Origin of the sequence: Streptococcus sanguinis SK1 = NCTC 7863, assembly GCF_000194945.1 — a bacterium.
GTDB classification, from domain to species: domain Bacteria; phylum Bacillota; class Bacilli; order Lactobacillales; family Streptococcaceae; genus Streptococcus; species Streptococcus sanguinis.
Window position 1 is genome coordinate 620795 of sequence record NZ_GL878507.1, and the last position, 18193, is coordinate 638987.

Here is an 18193-nt window from a genome sequence, read left to right on the forward strand (position 1 = left end):
TCCTCTAAATAGTTACTTTACCACTATTCTAGCACAAAGCAGGCCTGATAAACAGATGAAATATAAATTTCTTCTTTCAGTTTTCATTTTTTAGGCTCTATACAAAAAAGTCTAGGAATTGTCCCAGACTTAATTACTTTCTTATTTTGCTTTCAAAGCTGCTTGAGTAATGTAGTTGTATGGTTTGTTGAAGTGTGGCAGGAAGAAGAGATCCAGCAAGGCCAGTTTATCAATTGTAACCTTTTCCTGAATGGCCAATGAGAACATGTGAATACCCATAGACATATCTTCTCTAGAAACCATCTGAGCTCCAAGGACTACACGTGTATCCTTATCATAGACAATCTTGATTGTAACATCATGATGCTCAACTTTTTCAAGAAAAGTTGGTTTTTGAGTATCTTTAAACTCAACCACAGCCGGACTGTAACCAAAGCGTTTAGCTTTTTCTTCTGTCAGACCAGTTGAAACCATCTTCAAACCAAAGATTTCGATACCGTTAGAACCTTGAACACCATTAGACTCCAATTCATGACCGCAAGCATTATGAGCTGCTACGATACCAGAGCGCAGGGCGTTAGAAGCCAAAGCGATGTAATTTGTATCATTGATAGAGTTATCGTAGACAGTCGCACAGTCACCGATTGCATAAACATCTTTGATGCTAGTTTCTTGCTTCTTGTCTACCAAGAAAGCACCATTGCGGAATGTTTCCAACTTGCCAGCACCAAGACCAGTGTTTGGACGGAAGCCAACAGCCAAGACAACCATATCTACATCATAGCTAGCTTTATCCGTTACAATGCGTTCTACCTTGCTTTCGCCTTCAATAGCTTGAACAGTTTGGCCAAAGGCTAATTGAACACCGTTATCTTCAAGATTTTGACGCATCATTTCAGACAAGTCGTGGTCATAATAACCAGCCAAGCAAGTATCCACAACGTCAATCAGAATCACTTCTTTACCAAGGCGTTTGAAGGCTTCTGCCAACTCAACCCCAATGTAACCAGCTCCTACTACTGCCACACGTTCGATATGTTTGCTCTTGTCTTGCAATTTCTCGATAACGTCTGCAGCATTTTGATACAATTTAACAAACTGCAAATTTTCCAAGGTTGACTTAAATTCACGACTGTTAGGATCCATCTCAGCACCTTTAATCGGAGGCAGAATTGGCTGAGAACCTGTTGCCAAAATCAATTTGTCATATGACTCTACATGCTCTTTACCGTCTACAATAGCTGTAACTTTTTTTGCATCATAATCAATTGACTCAACTGGTGAATTCATATAAACTTTTGCGCCTTTTGCTTCAAAAGTTTCTTTATCTGCATAAAAAAGTCCATCTGGCTTGCTGATTTGCTGTCCAATCCAAAGGGCCATTCCGCATGCCAAGAATGAAATGTTTGAGTTTTGGTCAAAAATAACTACTTCGTTTTCTGCACCATAATTGTCCAACATTGTATTAATACACGCTGTACCTGCGTGGTTTGCACCAACTACAACGATTTTACTCATAAGAATAGTCCTACCTTAATTTATAATTTACTAGACCAGTATATCATCTCCTGTGAGCGTTTACAAGAAATTTGCTCGAGATTTTCAAAAATTCTTATACAGCCTAAAAAGCTATACTACCGCTGTCTCATCGCTTCGAAAATACAGCTTTGTGCGAAAGTTAATTTTCTGAAAATATAACAATTTTAAGATTGTGAAACCGGTATCTTTTTGATATAATAAGGTTAGAGAGGTTAATTTTAGAAAGGTTGTGATAATGTGGACTTTGCTTCTCGCTCACTTCATTTGATGGGGAGTTCGATTTGCATATCTCTCTGTCATGAGCGAGCGGAAATACTCTTAGATGAGGCGGTCCAACTGCTTCATCTCTATAAAAATCGCTTCAGTGCCAATGATGAAAACTCAGAACTTATGACTATCAATCATCTGGCAGGAATTGAAAGCGTCCAAGTTCATCCAGAGCTTTTTGAGCTGATTGAGCTGGGAAAATATCACAGCCTAGCAAAAGGCAGCCACTTAAATATCACGATTGGTCCTCTCGTCCAGACCTGGCGGATAGGATTTTCAGACGCCCGTCTCCCAAGTAGGGAGGAGATTCAGCAAGCTCTAAGTCTGACCGACCCAAACTTGCTTGAGTTGAATCCAGAAGATTGTAGTGTCTTTTTGACTAAGAAAGGCATGAAGTTGGATTTAGGTGCCTTGGCTAAAGGCTATATCGCTGATAAGATTAAAGACTATTTGCTGAGTCAGGGAGTGACCTCTGCTCTTATCAATCTTGGTGGCAATGTCCTGACAATTGGGCATAATGCAGTCAGCCAGCGTGCCTGGCGAATTGGTATCCAAAATCCCAAGCAGCCTCGCGGCAATCACTCAGCTATACTAGCGGTCACCAATCAGTCAGTGGTCACATCAGGAATTTACGAGAGAACCCTTACAGTTGAAGGGCGGAACTACCATCACATTCTGAATCGCAAAACAGGCTATCCTATCGAAAATCAATTGGCTAGTCTGACTATTGTTTCAGACAAGTCGGTAGATGGCGAAATCTGGACAACTCGCCTATTTGGTGAAAGTCCGACATCAATTCTGTCCCAGATTGAAGAGCAAGCAGGGATTGAAGCACTGATTATCACCCAAGACGATCAGCTCTTCTGTAGCTCAGGCCTTTTAGAGCAGATAATTCCTGCATCTTAATTCAAAAGTGATGAATTTGCTGCCTCACTATGCGGTAACTCTATCGCTCTAGCTTTTATAAACAATGCCCATTTAAAAACGCCCTCTTTTTCTTCAGGTTTTTACTTGCCTTAAGAAAAATAAATGCACCTACGAGTGATTTGTATCTTCATTTCAGAAAGGAAATTTTATGTTAAAACTTATTGCAATTGTTGGAACAAATTCTAAACGTTCTACAAACCGGCAACTTCTTCAATATATGTCTAAGCACTTTGCTGACAAGGCTGAAATCGAGCTGGTTGAGATTAAAGATATCCCAATGTTTAATAAACCTGCTGACAGAAACGTCCCTGAGTTAGTATCAGAAATTGCCGAAAAAATCGATGCAGCAGACGGCGTACTTATCGGTACACCTGAGTACGACCACTCTATTCCAGCTGTGCTCATGAATGCTCTGGCTTGGCTTTCTTATGGTATCTATCCATTGCTGAACAAGCCGGTCATGATCACTGGTGCTTCTTATGGTACACTTGGCTCCTCTCGTGCCCAGTTGCAGCTCCGTCAAATTTTGAACGCTCCAGAAATCAAGGCAACTGTTCTTCCAGATGAGTTCTTGCTTTCACATTCTCTTCAAGCCTTTGACCAAAGCGGAGACTTGGTAGATCTTGATGTTGTCAAAAAATTGGATGCCATCTTCGATGACTTCCGTATCTTTGTCAAAATCACTGAAAAATTGCGCAACGCTCAAGAATTGCTTCGCAAAGATGCTGAAGAATTTAACTGGGAAAAATTGTAAGATAGGAGACCGAAAGAATGAAATTTGTTGGAATTGTAGGATCAAACTACGAACAATCGTATAACCGAAAATTATTGGAATTCATCCGCCGTCAGTTCAAAATTAAATTTGAATTGGAAGTCTTAAAAATCGATGAAGTCCCAATGTTTAACCAGGATGAAAAATGGGATGAAAGCTTCCAATTGCGTTATTTGTATAACAAAATTACACGTGCAGACGGTGTCATTATCGCAACCCCTGAGCACAATCATACTATCAGTGCTCCTTTGAAGAGTGTCTTGGAATGGCTCTCTTTCGAGGTTCATCCTTTCGAAAACAAGCCTGTCATGATTGTTGGTGCATCATACTACAACCAAGGAACATCTCGCGCTCAAGTTCACCTGCGTAAAATCCTAGACGCACCTGGTGTCAATGCTTACACTCTTCCAGGCAATGAGTTCTTGCTGGGCAAAGCCAAGGAAGCTTTTGACAATGATGGTAATATCACCAACGAAGGAACTGTGAATTTCCTTGAAACATGCTTAGATAACTTTATCAAATATGTAGAGGTCGTTTCAAAATTGAAAAAACCAAAACCAATTGAACCTGAAGACTTAGACTGCGGAAAACCAATCGCTACGACAATTACAGAAGTTGATCCAGATGATCCAGAATGGGTGGAAAAAGTCGCTGAAATCACTGGGGCTGTTTCTGGTGACACTTATGTCAAACTTGACCATGGTATCTTGACCGTTAACCAGATTGATATGTTCTTGAAAGCTATGCCATTTGAATTGACATACGCTGACGATAACAACCAATTCCTTTACTACAACAACGCCCACCAAGATCCAGATACTATGTTTGCTAAACGTGTGCCACCTCAATCAGGTAGCCGCATGTCAACCGTTCATGGTTCTCTTCCACCAGCTCGGATGAAAAATGTAGAGTGGGTTATCGGAACACTTCGCAACGGAAACCAAGAATACGTACGTACAATCGTCCCAGGTTCACCTGCAGGCGTTATCAATACCCACAACTACCAAGCTATGTACTATCCTGACGGATCATACGCAGGTATCAATGAAATCGTCTTTAATTTCCAACCATGGCTCGACTGGTACTTAAAAGAAACTGGTCAACGTTTGGTTGGAGGCAGCGGACCATTTGCTCCTGCCGGAGGTCATGGAGACGCAGACGCTACTTCTGGTGCTTCTGATGCTGGAGGTGATGGCGATGGAGGTCACGGAGGCGGAGGAGCCGATGCGACATCAGGTGCTAGCGCTTAATTACCTTACAAACTAAAAAAGAATGGATGATAAGTCCATTCTTTTTTGCTTTATTTCATTTCTTTGAAAGCTGCTTCTGCATCAACATTACTGATAGCCCCAAACTGGATTTTCCCGATGTTCCCTTGACTGTCAATGAGGATTTCAGTTGGGATACTGCGGATCTGATAGGCTTGGAAAATTTCTCCTGAAGTATCAAATAGAACTGGTACATCCTTATAACCTTGTTCTTGATACCATTTCGGGAATTCCTCGGCAGATTTCTCTCCTTGGAGACCTGGTGCTACAACTGTCAAGATTTCGAAATCACGGTCCGTTTTACCAGCTAATTCGACCAATTCTGGCATACTCTTCTTACAAGGTCCACACCAAGAAGCCCAGAATTTTAGATAAACCTTCTTGCCTTTATAGTCAGAAAGCTTGACTGTTTTTCCATCCATAGATTGCAGAGTAAAGTCAGGCGCCTCTTGACCGACAGCTGCTTGGGTGACAGTACTTGTCTGAGCAGCCTCACTAGATGAGCTGCTGGTTGTGGGCATAGTCATAGGCTTCTCTTCCTGTTCCGAGCAGGCTGCCAAAAAGGCTACAGCTGACACAGTTGCTAATAACGTAACGAATTTTTTCATATTTATTTCTCCTTTTATCCAAAAAGTCCCGACAGGGCGTTGAGCTGTCCTAGCATCAGCAGAATTCCCATCAGAATAATCAGGGCTCCGCCAATTTTCTTCATCAGACCCATATAAGGCTTGATTTTATTAAAATACTGCATAACAAAGCTAGAAGCCAAAGCTAAGATTAGGAAAGGCAGGGCCATTCCCAAAGTGTAAATCAAGGTCAAAATTGCTCCCTGAAATGCACCATTCCCACCCGAAGCCGCTAAGGCTAAGACTGAGCTGAGAATCGGACCAATGCAAGGAGTCCAGCCAAAGCTAAAGGTAATACCTAATAAGAATGCAGACCAAAAATGATGTTTCTGACCGTTCTTTTTGAAAGTCAAGCTCTTTTGAATCTGTAACTGGCGAATATTAATAAGCTCCATCTGGTGCAGACCTAGCAGAATGATGAGGCCGCCCATCACATAACGAAAGGTCGAACTGTAAATAATAGTTCCTAGAAAACCTGCTCCAAAGCCTAGCAAAAAGAAGACTGTCGAGATACCCGCAATGAAAAAGAGCGTTCTAACCATGCCCTGCCAAGCAAGCTCCCGGCCAAATACTTTCAGGGTCTTGACCTCCTTGTCATCCAACAAAATGCCAATATAAACCGGCAATAAGGGAAAAATACAAGGGGAAAAGAAGGACAAAATACCCGCTAAAAAAACTGAAACAAAAAATAAAGGTGACTCCATTTACTCTCCTCTAACTACTTACGTAGAATATACATTCACTTATCATTATAAATGAATCTTGTGGATTTTTCACAAATCCGCTACGGTAATTTTCTTGCAAACATTATGTGACTCGGAAAAGAGAAAATTTTGCTTGATGAACAGCAATAATAGTGCATTTTTTCAAACAGTAAAAAGCCGGAGAAAATCCTACCGGCTTGAATATTTTAAAACTTAATAGACCTAATCATCTGTAACTAGCGGCAAATAAAGACTAATCTGGGTAAATTTATCCGGTTCGGACTGGATTTCCATATGGTAGTCGTCTCCGAACTGCAATCTTAAGCGTTGATCAACATTTTTCAGACCGACACCACCTAAGCGAAGGAGAGTCGCATCCATAGAGGCGTTGACATCAAAGCCACGGCCGTTGTCATAGATAGATAATATCAGCTGCCCCTCTTCTGCTGCTGATGTCACCCGAATCACGCCTTGTCGGTCAATTTCCTTGATACCATGGTAGATGGCATTTTCAACCAAGGGCTGTAGTACCAGCTTGGGCAGTTTATAATCAGCTAGAGATTCATCCTCTTCAATCTCATACTGGAGCTTGTCACCATAGCGCTGCTTCTGGATAAAGAGATACTGACGAACGTGATCAATCTCATCTTTAAGAGCAATCTGTTCGTGTCCCTGATTGAGTGCCAAGCGGAAATATTGAGCGAGTGATTTTGTTACCTCAACAACACGCTTGCTGTCGTTAAATTCAGCCATCCAGACAATCGTATCCAAGGTATTATAAAGGAAATGAGGGTTGATTTGAGCTGAGAGAGCTCGGAGCTCATAGCGGCGGACATTTTGTTCTTCAGTCTTGACCGCTTCCATCAGCTGTTCAATTTGGTCCAGCATTTTATTGAACTGCTGAGCCAAGTCAACCAACTCTGGAGACCCCTTAGCTTCCGCTCGCAAATTTGAGTCACCTGCTCCAATCTTCAGAATGACAGTCTGCAGATTCTGCAGAGGCTTAATCCACAAACGCAGGACAAACCAAATACCAGTCAAGCACATCAGGAGTGCTAAAATTCCCATTCCCACAAAAGAATAAAGCATCTGTGACTGAAGCATCTGCAATTGCTCTAATGAGGTAACGCCAATTAGAGTCCAGTCGCTGTCCGCAATATCAATCTGGTAGACAAAAGCCTGTTTCTGGTCTGCATAACCGTCCTTGACCGAGATATAGGGCTGCATAGCTTTCATTTCCTGACTAGAGGAATAAACACTTTTCTTGGGATGATAGACAAATTCATGCTGGCTATTGACAATAAAACTAAAGCCTTTCTTCCCTAGCTGAAGCTGATCCAGATAGGCTTTGAGACTGTTATAGCCGATATCCAGACGCAAAACACCGAGATTCTGCCCTGCTTCATCCACCACTTCCTGAGTGACAGAAACAACCCACTTCTCCTTCTCAGATGACAGAGACTCTTTGCGAGCAGGGGTCAAGATAGGCATGGCTCTGGTATGGACAGCTTCCTGATACCATTTTTCATTCATCATATCAGAGGAAGTCTGCATACTGATTTGAGAATCTGTCGAGACCACGCGCCCGTCCTTGGTAACCAATACTGCCGACACCAAATCCGGATCTGTCTCAATGATGGTTTTCATCAAAGACTGAACTGCCGTTTCGCTGCTTTCTTGATTCTGAGCAAATTTACGAATCGTTTCTTCCTTGCTTAGTGTAGAGGTGGTTTGCTTTAATTTCTGCAAATAGGAAGCAATGAACTGCCCACTTTGCTCCATGCTATTACGCGTCGTCCGCTCTGTCAGCTGTCGAATAGTCCCCGAGCTAGTTTGATAGTAAAGACTCCCAACAACCCCCAAGAGTAAAAGAACCAGCAGAAAAATATAGACAATCAACTGGATAAGAAGCGGATATCGTTTCATTTCTCCTCTCCTTTTTTAAACTGCCGAGGTGTCAGCCCGACCACCTGCTTGAAGCGCTGAGAAAAATAGTTCATATCTTCAAAACCTACCTGCTCTGCTATTTCATAAATCTTCAAATCTGTAGTCAGGAGTAAGAGTTTTGCTTTTTTCATCCGCTCTTGAATCAGATAATCTTGAAAGGGCAAGCCTAGTTCTTTTTTGATAAGAACGCTAAGATAGGACGGACTAAAACCCAATTGGAAAGCTAAACTTTTCAGACTTAACTCTGAATCAGCTAGACGCGCGTGAATAGCCTCTTCCAACTCAGAGTGCTGCCCCTGATCGACCAAGTTTTGAATCTGGGCTTTTTTACGTTCTTTATCAAGCTTGGTCTGCACCTTGGCCAACATTTCCTCAACATCATCCTTGGAAAAAGGCTTTAGCAGATAGTCATCTGCACCTAGCTTAATAGCCGTCCGAGCATAGTCAAAATCATCATAGCCCGTCAGAAAAACGATATGGCAAGTAGGAACCTGATCTCTGACTAGCTTGGCCAGTTCGAGGCCGTTCATCTGTGGCATATTGATATCGGTTAGCAGGATGTCAGCAGGATTTTCCTGAAATTTCTGCCAAGCTTCTCTTCCATTTTCAGCCTGGGCAATAACTTGCATACCAAACTGTTCATAGTCTACCAAGGACGCAATTCCCTGTCTTACCAGATACTCATCCTCTACAATCATAATTGAATACACAAGATTCAACTCCTTATTTATACTGGATTTATTATAGCAAATTTTCAATCAAAATGCTCTTAAACATAATCCAAAAGATAACCGTAGCCTTTCTCCTCCATCTCAGCTTTTGGAATGAACTTAATGGACAGACTATTGATGCAATAGCGCAAGCCGCCCTTGTCCTTAGGTCCGTCTGTGAAAACATGGCCCAGATGGGAATTTCCAACCCGACTGCGAACTTCCGTCCGTGTCATGTTGAAACTCTTGTCTTCTTTGTAAGTCGTTACATCTGGACTGATAGGACGGGTGAAACTTGGCCAACCGCAGCCAGAGTCAAACTTATCCTTTGATGAAAAGAGAGGCTCTCCCGTCACCACATCAACGTAGATACCAGCATCGAACTTATCCCAATAGCGATTAGAAAAAGCTCGCTCTGTGTCATTCTTTTGTGTGACAGCATATTCTTCTGGCGAGAGCTTGGACTTAATCTCTTCATCGCTAGGCTTTGGATAGCGACTAGCTTCGATAACAGGGTAAGCAGCTTGATTGACATCGATATGGCAATATCCATTAGGATTCTTTTTTAGGTAATCCTGATGATAATCTTCTGCTTTGATAAAGTTTTTCAGAGGTTCTTTTTCGACGGCCAAAGGCTTATCATATTTCTTAGCAACCTCATCAAAGACCTGGTTAATCGTATCTAGATCAGCTTCATCCTTATAATAAACACCTGTCCGGTACTGAGTACCCTGATCATTTCCCTGCTTGTTTTTAGAAGTTGGATCAATGATGCGGAAATAATGCAGCAGAATTTCTTTGAGAGAGATTTTTTTGGCGTTGTAAGTGATGTGAACAGTCTCAGCGTGACCAGTTTGAGAGACTAATTCATACTTTGTCGTGTCTCCCTTACCGTTGGCATAGCCAGACTCAGCATCAATGACACCTGGTACTCTAGAGAAATACTCTTCTACACCCCAGAAACAGCCACCAGCCAGATAAATCTCCCTTTTGTCCTCTTCCTTGACATCTTCTGTCTTTTGTTTGGCTACCGCTTCTGTCTTGCTCATTGAAGCTTTCTTAATCTGTTCAGGTGACGATTGCTTACCATTCCCTGCAATCACATAGACCAGTCCAAAGCAGACAAGCAAGCCAAGAAGAACCAGAAGAATTTTCCATTTTCCTTCCATGTTTATTGCTCCTTTTTACTTGATTTCTTTCAATGTTTTCTCAATATCTTCCTTGCTCATGTAGCCAATATGCGTCTTGGCAAGAGAACCGTCGCTGCCTACGAAAAGTGCAGATGGATAAGAGCGAATCCCGTATTCTTTCAGCAATTCTCCCTTAGTATCCATGAGAACTGGGAAGTCTTTGTAATCCAAAGACTTGTACCATTCCTTGAAATCATCGGCAGACTTTTCTCCGTTAAAAGTCGGAGACACCACCGACAGGACAACATAATCTTTTCCTGACTGCTCCTTAGCTAAATCATTAGTATCACCAAGTGTAGATAGGCAGATAGAGCACCAAGAAGCCCAAAACTTTAAATATACTTTCTTGCCTTTAAAATCAGACAGTTTGTAGGTCTTGCCGTCCACTCCTTGCAGGCTAAAGTCTTTTGCCATCTTGGTCGATTGCCCAGAATCAGCTTTTGTTTGCATACTGCTTTTATCACTTTTAGAAATTTCCGAGTTCATCTTCTGATTTGAACAGGCTCCCAAAAAGCCGACACAAAGCAGACTGATAGTCAATATTGATAACTTCTTCATCGTTTTCTTTCCTTTCAAAATAAGGAGAAAGCCGACAAAACTGACGACTTTCTTTCCTATGGTGGAATTCTTATTTGTCAGATGACATTTCGGATGAATCTTTCATGTCATCCTTCATGCTTGAATCACTTGATTTCATATCATCTTTCATATCAGACTTATCGTCTGACATCATAGAAGAATCCTTCATATCATCTTTTTTCATTTTATCATCAGACATGCTGGAGTCTTTCATATCCTCTTTCTTCATGTCGTCTTTTTTCATGTCATCTTTCTTCATCATGCTGCTGTCATCCGTCTTCTTCATATTAGAATCTGATTTTTGATTAGAGCAGGCAGCTAGGACAAAGATACTAAGTGCAGCGATTGTAAGTGTAGTGATTTTTTTCATGATGTGTCTCCTTTAATTATATAATTTTTATCCAAATAATGATGCTAAAACGTTTAGATTTCCAAGCATTAGCAAAATTCCCATGAGAATGATGAGTGCTCCGCCGATTTTCTTAAGCGTTCCCATATAAGGTTTGAGTTTTGCAAAGCGCTGTACTACCCAGCCGGAAGCTAAAGCCATTGCTAGAAATGGAAGCGCTAATCCAAGTGTATAAACCAACATAAGCAAGCCTCCCTGAAGAGCGCCGTTACCTCCAGAAGCTGCAATTGCTAAGACAGAGCTCAGAACAGGTCCCACACAGGGCGTCCAACCAAAGCTAAAGGTGATACCCAAGAGAAAAGCGTTTAGAAAATCACTTCTTTTACTATTCTTTTTAAGTTGGATGCTCTTTTGCTTTTGCAGCTGCTGGATATTAATGATTCCCATCTGGTGAATTCCCAATAGAATGACAATACCACCCAGAACGTAGCGAAACCAAGGGGCATAGAGGACTTGCCCTAGAGCGCCAGCTCCGTAGCCTAAAACCAAAAATACAGTAGATAGGCCTGCTATAAAGCAGAGTGTTTTAGCTAGACCATACCAGGAAATGTCTTTTCCCATAAACCGAACCGTTTTCGGCTGATCTGAATCCAGCAAAATCCCCACATAGACTGGCATAAGCGGTAAAATACAGGGCGAGAAAAAAGATAGAATCCCCGCCAGAAAAACAGAAATAAAGAACAAAAAACTTGTTGCCATTTCAAAAACCTCTCTATCAATTTCTGACTCTAGTATAAAATAAAAATCCCCCTAAAAATAGGGAGATCGATTTGAAAAAACTTGAATTTGATGTTATCTTTGCTAAATCAGGCGTTAAAAATGTTTATCACTTATTGTGGATTTATGTTAAGTTGAGAGTAAATGTAAAAGTGCTTCCTAGGCCACACTGGCTTTCGACCATTATTTCCCCACCCAGCTGATGAGCCAACTCACGAGCAATAGCAAGGCCCAGACCATGCCCACCTGTCTTCATATTACGAGAAGTTTCCACACGGTAAAGGCGTTTAAAAATCTTATCCAAATCCTCAGGAGCAATACCCCGTCCTTCATCCTTCACACTGATTGTCAAGATTTGATCAGTTAATTGAGCCACTATCTCGATTTTAGTTCCAGGGTCGGAGTACTTAAAGGCATTATTTATCAAGTTGACCAAGATACGGGAAAGTTTATCGTAATGACTCTTAATTTTTGCTGACTCGGGAGACACTTGAATGTAGATGTCCCGCTCCTCCCGCTCAATCAATAGTTGAAATTCACTCATGACCTCAATCAATAGCTGGTCTAGAAAGACTATTTCAGCTTCTCCATCTGATTCTATTCGAGGCTGGGCATTAAGAGTCAAAACATCCAATTCTTCCACCAATTTATTCAAACGATCTGTCTGACGGCTAATCGTGGTCAAGTAATGAATCTGCTCCTCTTCTTCGATCACTCCATCTAAAATCCCCTCCACAGTCGCCTGAATAGAGGTAATGGGAGTTTTAATATCGTGAGAAAGCTGGGCAATCATCATTCCTTTTTCTCGTTCACTTTCATCAAGCGACTCAAACGTTTCTTGCAAATTATGCGACATATCGTTAAAAGCCTGACCCAACTCTTGAAATTCGATAGGGCCCTTGGCGTCAATCTCTGTACTAAAATCCTTGTCAGCAATATTCTGAGCCTGTTTTTTCAAATGCCGAAGGGAAGAAAATACTGGCGATAAAAGAAAGAGACTGACTGCCGCTCCTATAAAACTAGCAATCAATGTCATTCCAACTAGGAAATATATCTCGCTTTTTACAATCAACATTCGCTGGACTGCCCAGAAAACGAGTAAAATCGTTAGTAGGCTAGAAATTAGGTACCCTACTAGAATGTAACTTTTTAATTTCATTTTCCACCTCGTGATCTTTCCATTTTATACCCAAGACCCCAGACAGTTTTGATGGCAGGAGTGTTTGAACTGGCATACTTGGTCAATTCCTGTCTCAGAGCATGGATATGAACATTAAGTGTATTGGTATCATCTACGAAGTCTTCCTGCCACACCTTCTCGTAAAGCTCCGTCTTTGAAAAAACTCTCTCAGGATTACTAGCTAAAATCCAAAGCAGTTCAAAGGACTTCACTGTTAATTCCAACAAACACTCCCCGATACGAGCCTCATGAACCACATGATTCATCATCAAGTCACCGAGCTCAATTTGTTCGATCTCACCTCCACGATGAAGTCGGCGCAAAATATTATTGACTCTTAGAACTAGCTCGCGTGGACTAAAAGGTTTGGCTATAAAATCATCTGCTCCTAAGCTCAACCCGTAAATTTTGTCTTGCTCGCTGGTCTTAGCCGTTGTAAAAAGAAAAGGTTGATCAGGTACTATATACTGAACCTCACTGATAAAGTCATAGCCGTCCATATTTGGCATCATAATATCCGTGATGATCAGGTCAACAGATTTCTTTCTGAAAAGCTCTAATCCCTCCACGCCATCTCGAGCCACTAAAACTTGGTAGCCAGCCTGCACAAGATAGCGCTTTTTGATATCCAGAATATCCATCTCATCATCAACAAGTAAAATTGTCTTTCCCATTGCTAATCTCCTCATAAAAACAGTGTTATACTGGCTTTAGTATAACACTATTTTTAGTAATTTTTAAATGATTTGAACCTTAATCTTTTTGTTTTTCTTTCAAACCTAGAAAGCCAAGAATTCCTGCCAAGGCTAGTCCAAAGAAACCAATAATAGCTGTAGCTGTCTGAGCTTCACCAGTTTCTGGTAACGAAGCCTTATCATTTTTTTTCACCATATCTGTCATCGGATTAGAAGTTGGGTGTTTCCCCTTCATATCAGCTATACGGTGATCCACTTCCTTCGAACCCATAGCTGTACTCATAGAATCTGTTGTAGAAGGTTTCACATTCATTTGTTCTTGTTGATATGGTTGTGCAGCCATTTCTTTTCCATACAGCCGAATTATTACTTGGCGAGTTGCTACAAGATTAGTCAAATCTGGTTTAGCATCTTTAGCACCATAGACTTTGACAGTCGCTTGGTAATCATGAGTGCCATTGATGCGAAGTTGGTCAAGAAGGGCTTGTCCGTCTTTACCTGTAGTATTGCCGTTCAAATCCACTTCGTAGAAGTATTGACCCTTTGCCAAGCCTTCAAGCGGCAATAGAGCAGGATTTTTAGCCGAACCATTATCTGACCATGGGGCTTTGTCTGAGGCTTTTAACAAGAGGCGAGTCAACATACCATCTCCACCGAAAGCTTCATACGGAATAACTTGATTAACACCTGCCAAGAATGGACCAGGAACGTTTGCTTTTTCTAAGTAGCTGGCTGGGACATCAATATGGTCTTTAATATTTTGGGTGACTGAGTCTTTGACTGATTCTTTTGAAACAAGGCCATTTAAACTAACAGTTACATTTTTTGTTGCTACAAGATTGGTCAAATCTGGTTTACCATCTTTAGCACCATAGACTTTGACAGTCGCTTGGTAAGCATGAGTGCCATTAATGCGAAGTTGGTCAAGAAGGGCTTGTCCGTCTTTACCTGTAGTATTGCCGTTCAAATCCACTTCGTAGAAGTATTGACCTTTCGCCAAGCCTTCAAGCGGCAAGAGGGCTGGATTGTTCGCTTTGCCATTGTCTGACCAAGGAGCTTTGTCAGAAGATTTGAGTAAGAGACGTGTCAACATGCCGTCTCCACCGAAAGCTTCATACGGAATAACTTGATTAACACCTGCCAAGAATGGACCAGGAATGTTCGCTTTTTCTAAGTAGCTGGCTGGGACATCAATATGGTCTTTAATATTTTTGGTGACTGAGTCTTTGACTGATTCTTTTGAAACAAGGCCATTTAAACTAACAGTTACATTTTTTGTTGCTACAAGATTAGTCAAATCTGGTTTACCATCTTTAGCACCATAGACTTTGACAGTCGCTTGGTAACTGCGAGTGCCATTAATACGAAGTTGGTCAAGAAGGGCTTGTCCGTCTTTACCTGTAGTATTGCCGTTCAAATCCACTTCGTAGAAGTATTGACCTTTCGCCAAGCCTTCAAGCGGCAAGAGCGCTGGATTGTTCGCTTTGCCATTGTCTGACCAAGGAGCTTTGTCAGAAGATTTGAGTAAGAGACGCGTCAACATGCCGTCTCCACCGAAAGCTTCATACGGAATAACTTGATTAACACCTGCCAAGAATGGACCAGGAACGTTCGCTTTTTCTAAGTAGCTGGCCGGAACGTCTACTGAGTCCTTAGTATTTTCTTCGACTCCTTTTCTAACTTCATCTGGAGTCGTTACCGATTGAGAAGTAGCCGCTTCACGATCTTGGTTTGAAACTTCAACAAGAGTTGCCTCCGGTTTAGCTTCTTCTTTTTGATTGCTAACTTCTGCCATAGTCTGTTCTTCTTTTGGTTTTACCATTTCTTCCTTAGGAGATAGGCTAGACTTATCTAGAGAAATAGTTTCATCAACCTCTTCCTTAGGAGCTGACTGATTTGCAGGTAGAGCCGAATCCATTTCTTCTTTTAAAACTGTCTCTGGCAACTTATTCTTTTCTAATAATGACGAATCTTCTTGAAGAACTTTAGTAGGAGTTGAGGTGAGATCATCTGCATGTACGGTATTTGGTTGACCAACTAGCAAAAAGAAACCACTGGCAACAACAACGGAAGCCACACCCACGCTTAAACGACGAATTGACCAGCGGGTATATTTTTGATTTGAATTGAATTTCATAAGATTCTCCTTTAGGTTTGTTTTTTTATGACTTTAGTATAATCTCCTAAGATTAAAAATGGTTAAGAAAAAGTTAAAATTTTTCTTAAATCTATCTTATAAAAGGATTATATTGTCATATTGCTCATAAAAAAACAGCTTGAATTCCTTCGCCATAAATTCCCTACTATAATTGACAATGAGTCAAAAAAATCCACCACATTGTGGCGGATGTTATCTATTAGCTCTCCATCTCAAAACGCTCACTCTTCTGCTTGTTTGGCAAAAAGAGAGAAAGTAGGATTCCAACTAGAGCTGGCACTAACCAAGGCAAAGAAGCCTGAGCAAACGGAAGGGCATTTACCATATCAGTTACCTTTGTAATATGGAGCTGCTGCCCAAGAATACCCGCAAAGGAAATCAGAGTCACTGCTGCCACCGTCAATTGCATACCGATTTTGGACAGTGGCAAGAATTTATTGACAATGACAATCAGCACGATAACAATGGTAATTGGATAGAGAATTTGCAAGACTGGAACAGAATATTGGATAATGGCATTAAGCCCAAGATTGGCAATCGCAAACCCAATCAAAGTAAAGACAGTAGCGTAAACTTTATAAGACACCTTAGGGAAAGTTTTATGGAAGAATTCCCCAGTCGATACAATAAGTCCTGCTGTTGTGGTGAAACAAGTCACAGTAACCATAGCTGCAAGGAAAATCTGTGCTGTAGGTCCAAAGATAGCCTGTGTCGCCTGCGATAGGACATAAACACCTGGATTGCCTTTGGCAATAATCTCAGCTGGAACTGGGAAATGATTGCCCAGAAAAGCCAAACCGATATACATGGCGCTAAAGCCCAAGGCTACCATCAAACCAACAACCCAGATGGTTGAAACATATTCCTTTTTATTCTTGAAACCTAGCTTATTAAGAGTCGTTACTGCGATGACGCTGAAGGCCACGGAAGCCAAGGCATCCAAAGTATTATAACCTTCCAAGAAGCCTTGTCCAAAAGCAGACGCTAAATAAGCTTCCGAAGCCTGCCGAGGTGTCGTTGTTCCGTATTTCAAAGCTCCTAGAATGACTAAGATAATAATCAAAACTGCAAAGACAGGCGTCAGAATACGTCCAATCCGATCCAAAATCTTAGATGGATTCAAAGAAATCAGATAAGCCGCCGCAAAATAAAGTGTCGTGAAAACAATCAATCCGATACCTGTCATATTTTTAGACAGCATAGGAGCGATACCAACTTCATAGGCCACTGTCGCAGTCCGCGGGATAGCAAAGAAGGGCCCAATGGAGAGATAGAGGGCAACAAGATAGACAATAGCAAACCAAGGTGCAATCTTCTGAGAAATATCGTGGATATAGCCCTTAGGATTGAGCGTTCCGATAATCAAAGTCAGAACTGCAAGCCCTACCCCAGACAGGACAAATCCTGCAATAGCTGGCCAAAAATGCTGACCAGATAATGTTCCAAGTGAAGGCGGGAAAATCAAGTTCCCAGCACCGAAAAATATTCCAAATAAGAGTAAGCCTGTCAAGGCACCTTTTTTTATCACGGAAATCTCCTTTAAATTTTTTCATGCTTTATCAGTATATACGGAAATAGCCCGATACGCAAGACTTTTAACTTTTCACGGTAAGTTGGTTAAAAAAACGAAATAAATCGAAATATTTTTGAAGATTTTTAGCAAATTCCTCACTTATCCACAGATTTAAGGCTTATTTTAAAGTAATATAAATAAGTTTGTTTTAAATCGTATTTTTTACCAACCTCTCTCTATCTTTTTGATGGTTTACTTACTTTAAGCAGACATACTCTACTGTTGCTGAATTCGAGAAAAATACAAGATTATACATTCCGATCAAAAACAAATTATAAAAGACTTTTTATAGCAAAAAGGTTGAGACATCTTATCTCAACCTTTTAAAAATGGCTATAAATCATTTAGCACTCTTTACACATCGCTAAATCTTCTGTGCTTAATTTCGAATTCAAAGAAGTTCTTCTCTTGCAGCATATGGAAGATATCTCGATAAGCCTCCTCATCAAAATGGTCTCCCAAATACAGGATTTCAAAGCTTAATCCTTCATATTCCAGAAAGGCATTGGTCGTTCGAAAGCCGTTACGCTTATAGAAGTCCATACGTGCTTGACGTTGCTCTAAATTATCACATTCTTCATCGACACGTTCTACCTCTAGAACCATAGTTTTTTGATAAAACTCTGTCAGTTTATGAATAATTTCTCCCCCGTAGCCATGGCTGCGAAGGTGCGGCATAATCGCAAAGAAGCTGACGTAGAACATTTTTTCGTTATAAACTGCAAAAGCAAAACCAACAAATTCTTCCTCATTGTAGAAGGCAAAGAAATGAGACCGCTTATCGTTTGTATAACGGAGAAATTCGCTGATAGGTACCCTTTCCTCTATCGGAAAAGCCTCGCGGTTTAAAGCCTCAACCTTATCCAAATCGGGAAATTCTGCTGTAATAATTTGACTAGTTAAAGACATTGCTACCTCACTTTGCTTAATAT

At 41.1% G+C, this 18193-nt stretch carries 17 protein-coding genes; 3 read left to right on the top strand and 14 right to left on the bottom strand.

The window, feature by feature from the left end:
* Positions 1-141 precede the first annotated feature (141 nt).
* Positions 142-1518 carry a H2O-forming NADH oxidase gene (nox, locus tag HMPREF9378_RS07735; protein WP_002900394.1) on the bottom strand — a complete coding sequence of 459 codons (1377 nt, stop codon included), beginning with the start codon at positions 1516-1518 and terminating at the stop codon, positions 142-144.
* Positions 1519-1776: 258 nt separating this feature from the next.
* On the opposite strand from nox, the gene HMPREF9378_RS07730 reads away from it, so the two are divergent.
* The 3 genes from HMPREF9378_RS07730 (at position 1777) to HMPREF9378_RS07720 (ending at position 4755) form a co-directional block, all read left to right on the top strand.
* The gene (locus HMPREF9378_RS07730) at positions 1777-2712 is read left to right on the top strand and encodes an FAD:protein FMN transferase (RefSeq protein WP_002900395.1); all 936 of its coding nucleotides are present in this window, start codon (positions 1777-1779) and stop codon (positions 2710-2712) included.
* Positions 2713-2881: 169 nt separating this feature from the next.
* On the top strand, positions 2882-3487 hold the full coding sequence (locus HMPREF9378_RS07725) for an NADPH-dependent FMN reductase (RefSeq protein ID WP_002900396.1): 606 nt from the start codon (positions 2882-2884) through the stop codon (positions 3485-3487).
* A 17-nt stretch (positions 3488-3504) separates the two neighbouring features.
* Positions 3505-4755: an NAD(P)H-dependent oxidoreductase gene (locus HMPREF9378_RS07720; protein ID WP_002913574.1), complete on the top strand. Its 1251-nt coding sequence runs from the start codon at positions 3505-3507 to the stop codon at positions 4753-4755.
* A gap of 50 nt (positions 4756-4805) precedes the next feature.
* Here HMPREF9378_RS07720 and sdbB read toward each other — a convergent pair whose 3' ends face one another.
* From sdbB to HMPREF9378_RS07655, 13 genes are all read right to left on the bottom strand, one after another.
* Positions 4806-5381 carry a thiol-disulfide oxidoreductase-associated lipoprotein SdbB gene (sdbB, locus tag HMPREF9378_RS07715; RefSeq protein WP_002900398.1) on the bottom strand — a complete coding sequence of 192 codons (576 nt, stop codon included), beginning with the start codon at positions 5379-5381 and terminating at the stop codon, positions 4806-4808.
* Positions 5382-5395: 14 nt separating this feature from the next.
* Complete coding sequence (gene ccdA2 / locus HMPREF9378_RS07710; protein WP_002913575.1) at positions 5396-6103, bottom strand: thiol-disulfide oxidoreductase-associated membrane protein CcdA2; 708 nt, start codon at positions 6101-6103, stop codon at positions 5396-5398.
* A gap of 222 nt (positions 6104-6325) precedes the next feature.
* A complete protein-coding gene (locus tag HMPREF9378_RS07705; protein WP_002913578.1) occupies positions 6326-8029 on the bottom strand; it encodes a cache domain-containing sensor histidine kinase in 1704 nt (567 codons plus the stop codon).
* Entirely contained in the window at positions 8026-8760 is a 735-nt protein-coding gene (locus HMPREF9378_RS07700) for a response regulator transcription factor (RefSeq protein ID WP_032911153.1), read from the bottom strand. Before HMPREF9378_RS07700 ends, HMPREF9378_RS07705 begins: the two co-directional genes overlap by 4 nt.
* 59 nt (positions 8761-8819) lie before the next feature.
* Positions 8820-9929: a peptide-methionine (R)-S-oxide reductase MsrB gene (gene msrB, locus HMPREF9378_RS07695; RefSeq protein WP_002913580.1), complete on the bottom strand. Its 1110-nt coding sequence runs from the start codon at positions 9927-9929 to the stop codon at positions 8820-8822.
* A 15-nt stretch (positions 9930-9944) separates the two neighbouring features.
* Positions 9945-10508: a redoxin family protein gene (locus HMPREF9378_RS07690; RefSeq protein WP_002913581.1), complete on the bottom strand. Its 564-nt coding sequence runs from the start codon at positions 10506-10508 to the stop codon at positions 9945-9947.
* A 70-nt stretch (positions 10509-10578) separates the two neighbouring features.
* Positions 10579-10899, bottom strand: a complete 321-nt coding sequence (locus HMPREF9378_RS07685; protein ID WP_002912378.1) for a hypothetical protein — start codon at positions 10897-10899, stop codon at positions 10579-10581.
* Positions 10900-10926: 27 nt separating this feature from the next.
* Positions 10927-11637 carry a thiol-disulfide oxidoreductase-associated membrane protein CcdA2 gene (gene ccdA2, locus HMPREF9378_RS07680; RefSeq protein ID WP_002912377.1) on the bottom strand — a complete coding sequence of 237 codons (711 nt, stop codon included), beginning with the start codon at positions 11635-11637 and terminating at the stop codon, positions 10927-10929.
* A gap of 142 nt (positions 11638-11779) precedes the next feature.
* Positions 11780-12814, bottom strand: a complete 1035-nt coding sequence (locus HMPREF9378_RS07675) for a HAMP domain-containing sensor histidine kinase (RefSeq protein ID WP_002913582.1) — start codon at positions 12812-12814, stop codon at positions 11780-11782.
* On the bottom strand, positions 12811-13509 hold the full coding sequence (locus tag HMPREF9378_RS07670) for a response regulator transcription factor (protein ID WP_032907405.1): 699 nt from the start codon (positions 13507-13509) through the stop codon (positions 12811-12813). The genes HMPREF9378_RS07675 and HMPREF9378_RS07670 overlap by 4 nt, the downstream gene beginning before the upstream one ends.
* 79 nt (positions 13510-13588) lie before the next feature.
* On the bottom strand, positions 13589-15667 hold the full coding sequence (locus tag HMPREF9378_RS07665) for an SSURE domain-containing protein (RefSeq protein WP_002913584.1): 2079 nt from the start codon (positions 15665-15667) through the stop codon (positions 13589-13591).
* A 220-nt stretch (positions 15668-15887) separates the two neighbouring features.
* A complete protein-coding gene (gene brnQ, locus HMPREF9378_RS07660; RefSeq protein ID WP_002913585.1) occupies positions 15888-17216 on the bottom strand; it encodes a branched-chain amino acid transport system II carrier protein in 1329 nt (442 codons plus the stop codon).
* Positions 17217-17615: 399 nt separating this feature from the next.
* Positions 17616-18170, bottom strand: a complete 555-nt coding sequence (locus tag HMPREF9378_RS07655) for a GNAT family N-acetyltransferase (protein WP_002913586.1) — start codon at positions 18168-18170, stop codon at positions 17616-17618.
* Positions 18171-18193: the final 23 nt, after the last annotated feature.

Coding starts and splice junctions, on each gene's coding strand:
- nox (WP_002900394.1), bottom strand. CDS start 1,518: ATGAGTAAAATCGTTGTAGTTGGTGCAAACCACGCAGGTACAGCGTGT.
- HMPREF9378_RS07725 (WP_002900396.1), top strand. CDS start 2,882: ATGTTAAAACTTATTGCAATTGTTGGAACAAATTCTAAACGTTCTACA.
- HMPREF9378_RS07720 (WP_002913574.1), top strand. CDS start 3,505: ATGAAATTTGTTGGAATTGTAGGATCAAACTACGAACAATCGTATAAC.
- sdbB (WP_002900398.1), bottom strand. CDS start 5,381: ATGAAAAAATTCGTTACGTTATTAGCAACTGTGTCAGCTGTAGCCTTT.
- ccdA2 (WP_002913575.1), bottom strand. CDS start 6,103: ATGGAGTCACCTTTATTTTTTGTTTCAGTTTTTTTAGCGGGTATTTTG.
- HMPREF9378_RS07705 (WP_002913578.1), bottom strand. CDS start 8,029: ATGAAACGATATCCGCTTCTTATCCAGTTGATTGTCTATATTTTTCTG.
- msrB (WP_002913580.1), bottom strand. CDS start 9,929: ATGGAAGGAAAATGGAAAATTCTTCTGGTTCTTCTTGGCTTGCTTGTC.
- HMPREF9378_RS07690 (WP_002913581.1), bottom strand. CDS start 10,508: ATGAAGAAGTTATCAATATTGACTATCAGTCTGCTTTGTGTCGGCTTT.
- HMPREF9378_RS07685 (WP_002912378.1), bottom strand. CDS start 10,899: ATGAAAAAAATCACTACACTTACAATCGCTGCACTTAGTATCTTTGTC.
- ccdA2 (WP_002912377.1), bottom strand. CDS start 11,637: ATGGCAACAAGTTTTTTGTTCTTTATTTCTGTTTTTCTGGCGGGGATT.
- HMPREF9378_RS07675 (WP_002913582.1), bottom strand. CDS start 12,814: ATGAAATTAAAAAGTTACATTCTAGTAGGGTACCTAATTTCTAGCCTA.
- HMPREF9378_RS07670 (WP_032907405.1), bottom strand. CDS start 13,509: ATGGGAAAGACAATTTTACTTGTTGATGATGAGATGGATATTCTGGAT.
- HMPREF9378_RS07665 (WP_002913584.1), bottom strand. CDS start 15,667: ATGAAATTCAATTCAAATCAAAAATATACCCGCTGGTCAATTCGTCGT.
- HMPREF9378_RS07655 (WP_002913586.1), bottom strand. CDS start 18,170: ATGTCTTTAACTAGTCAAATTATTACAGCAGAATTTCCCGATTTGGAT.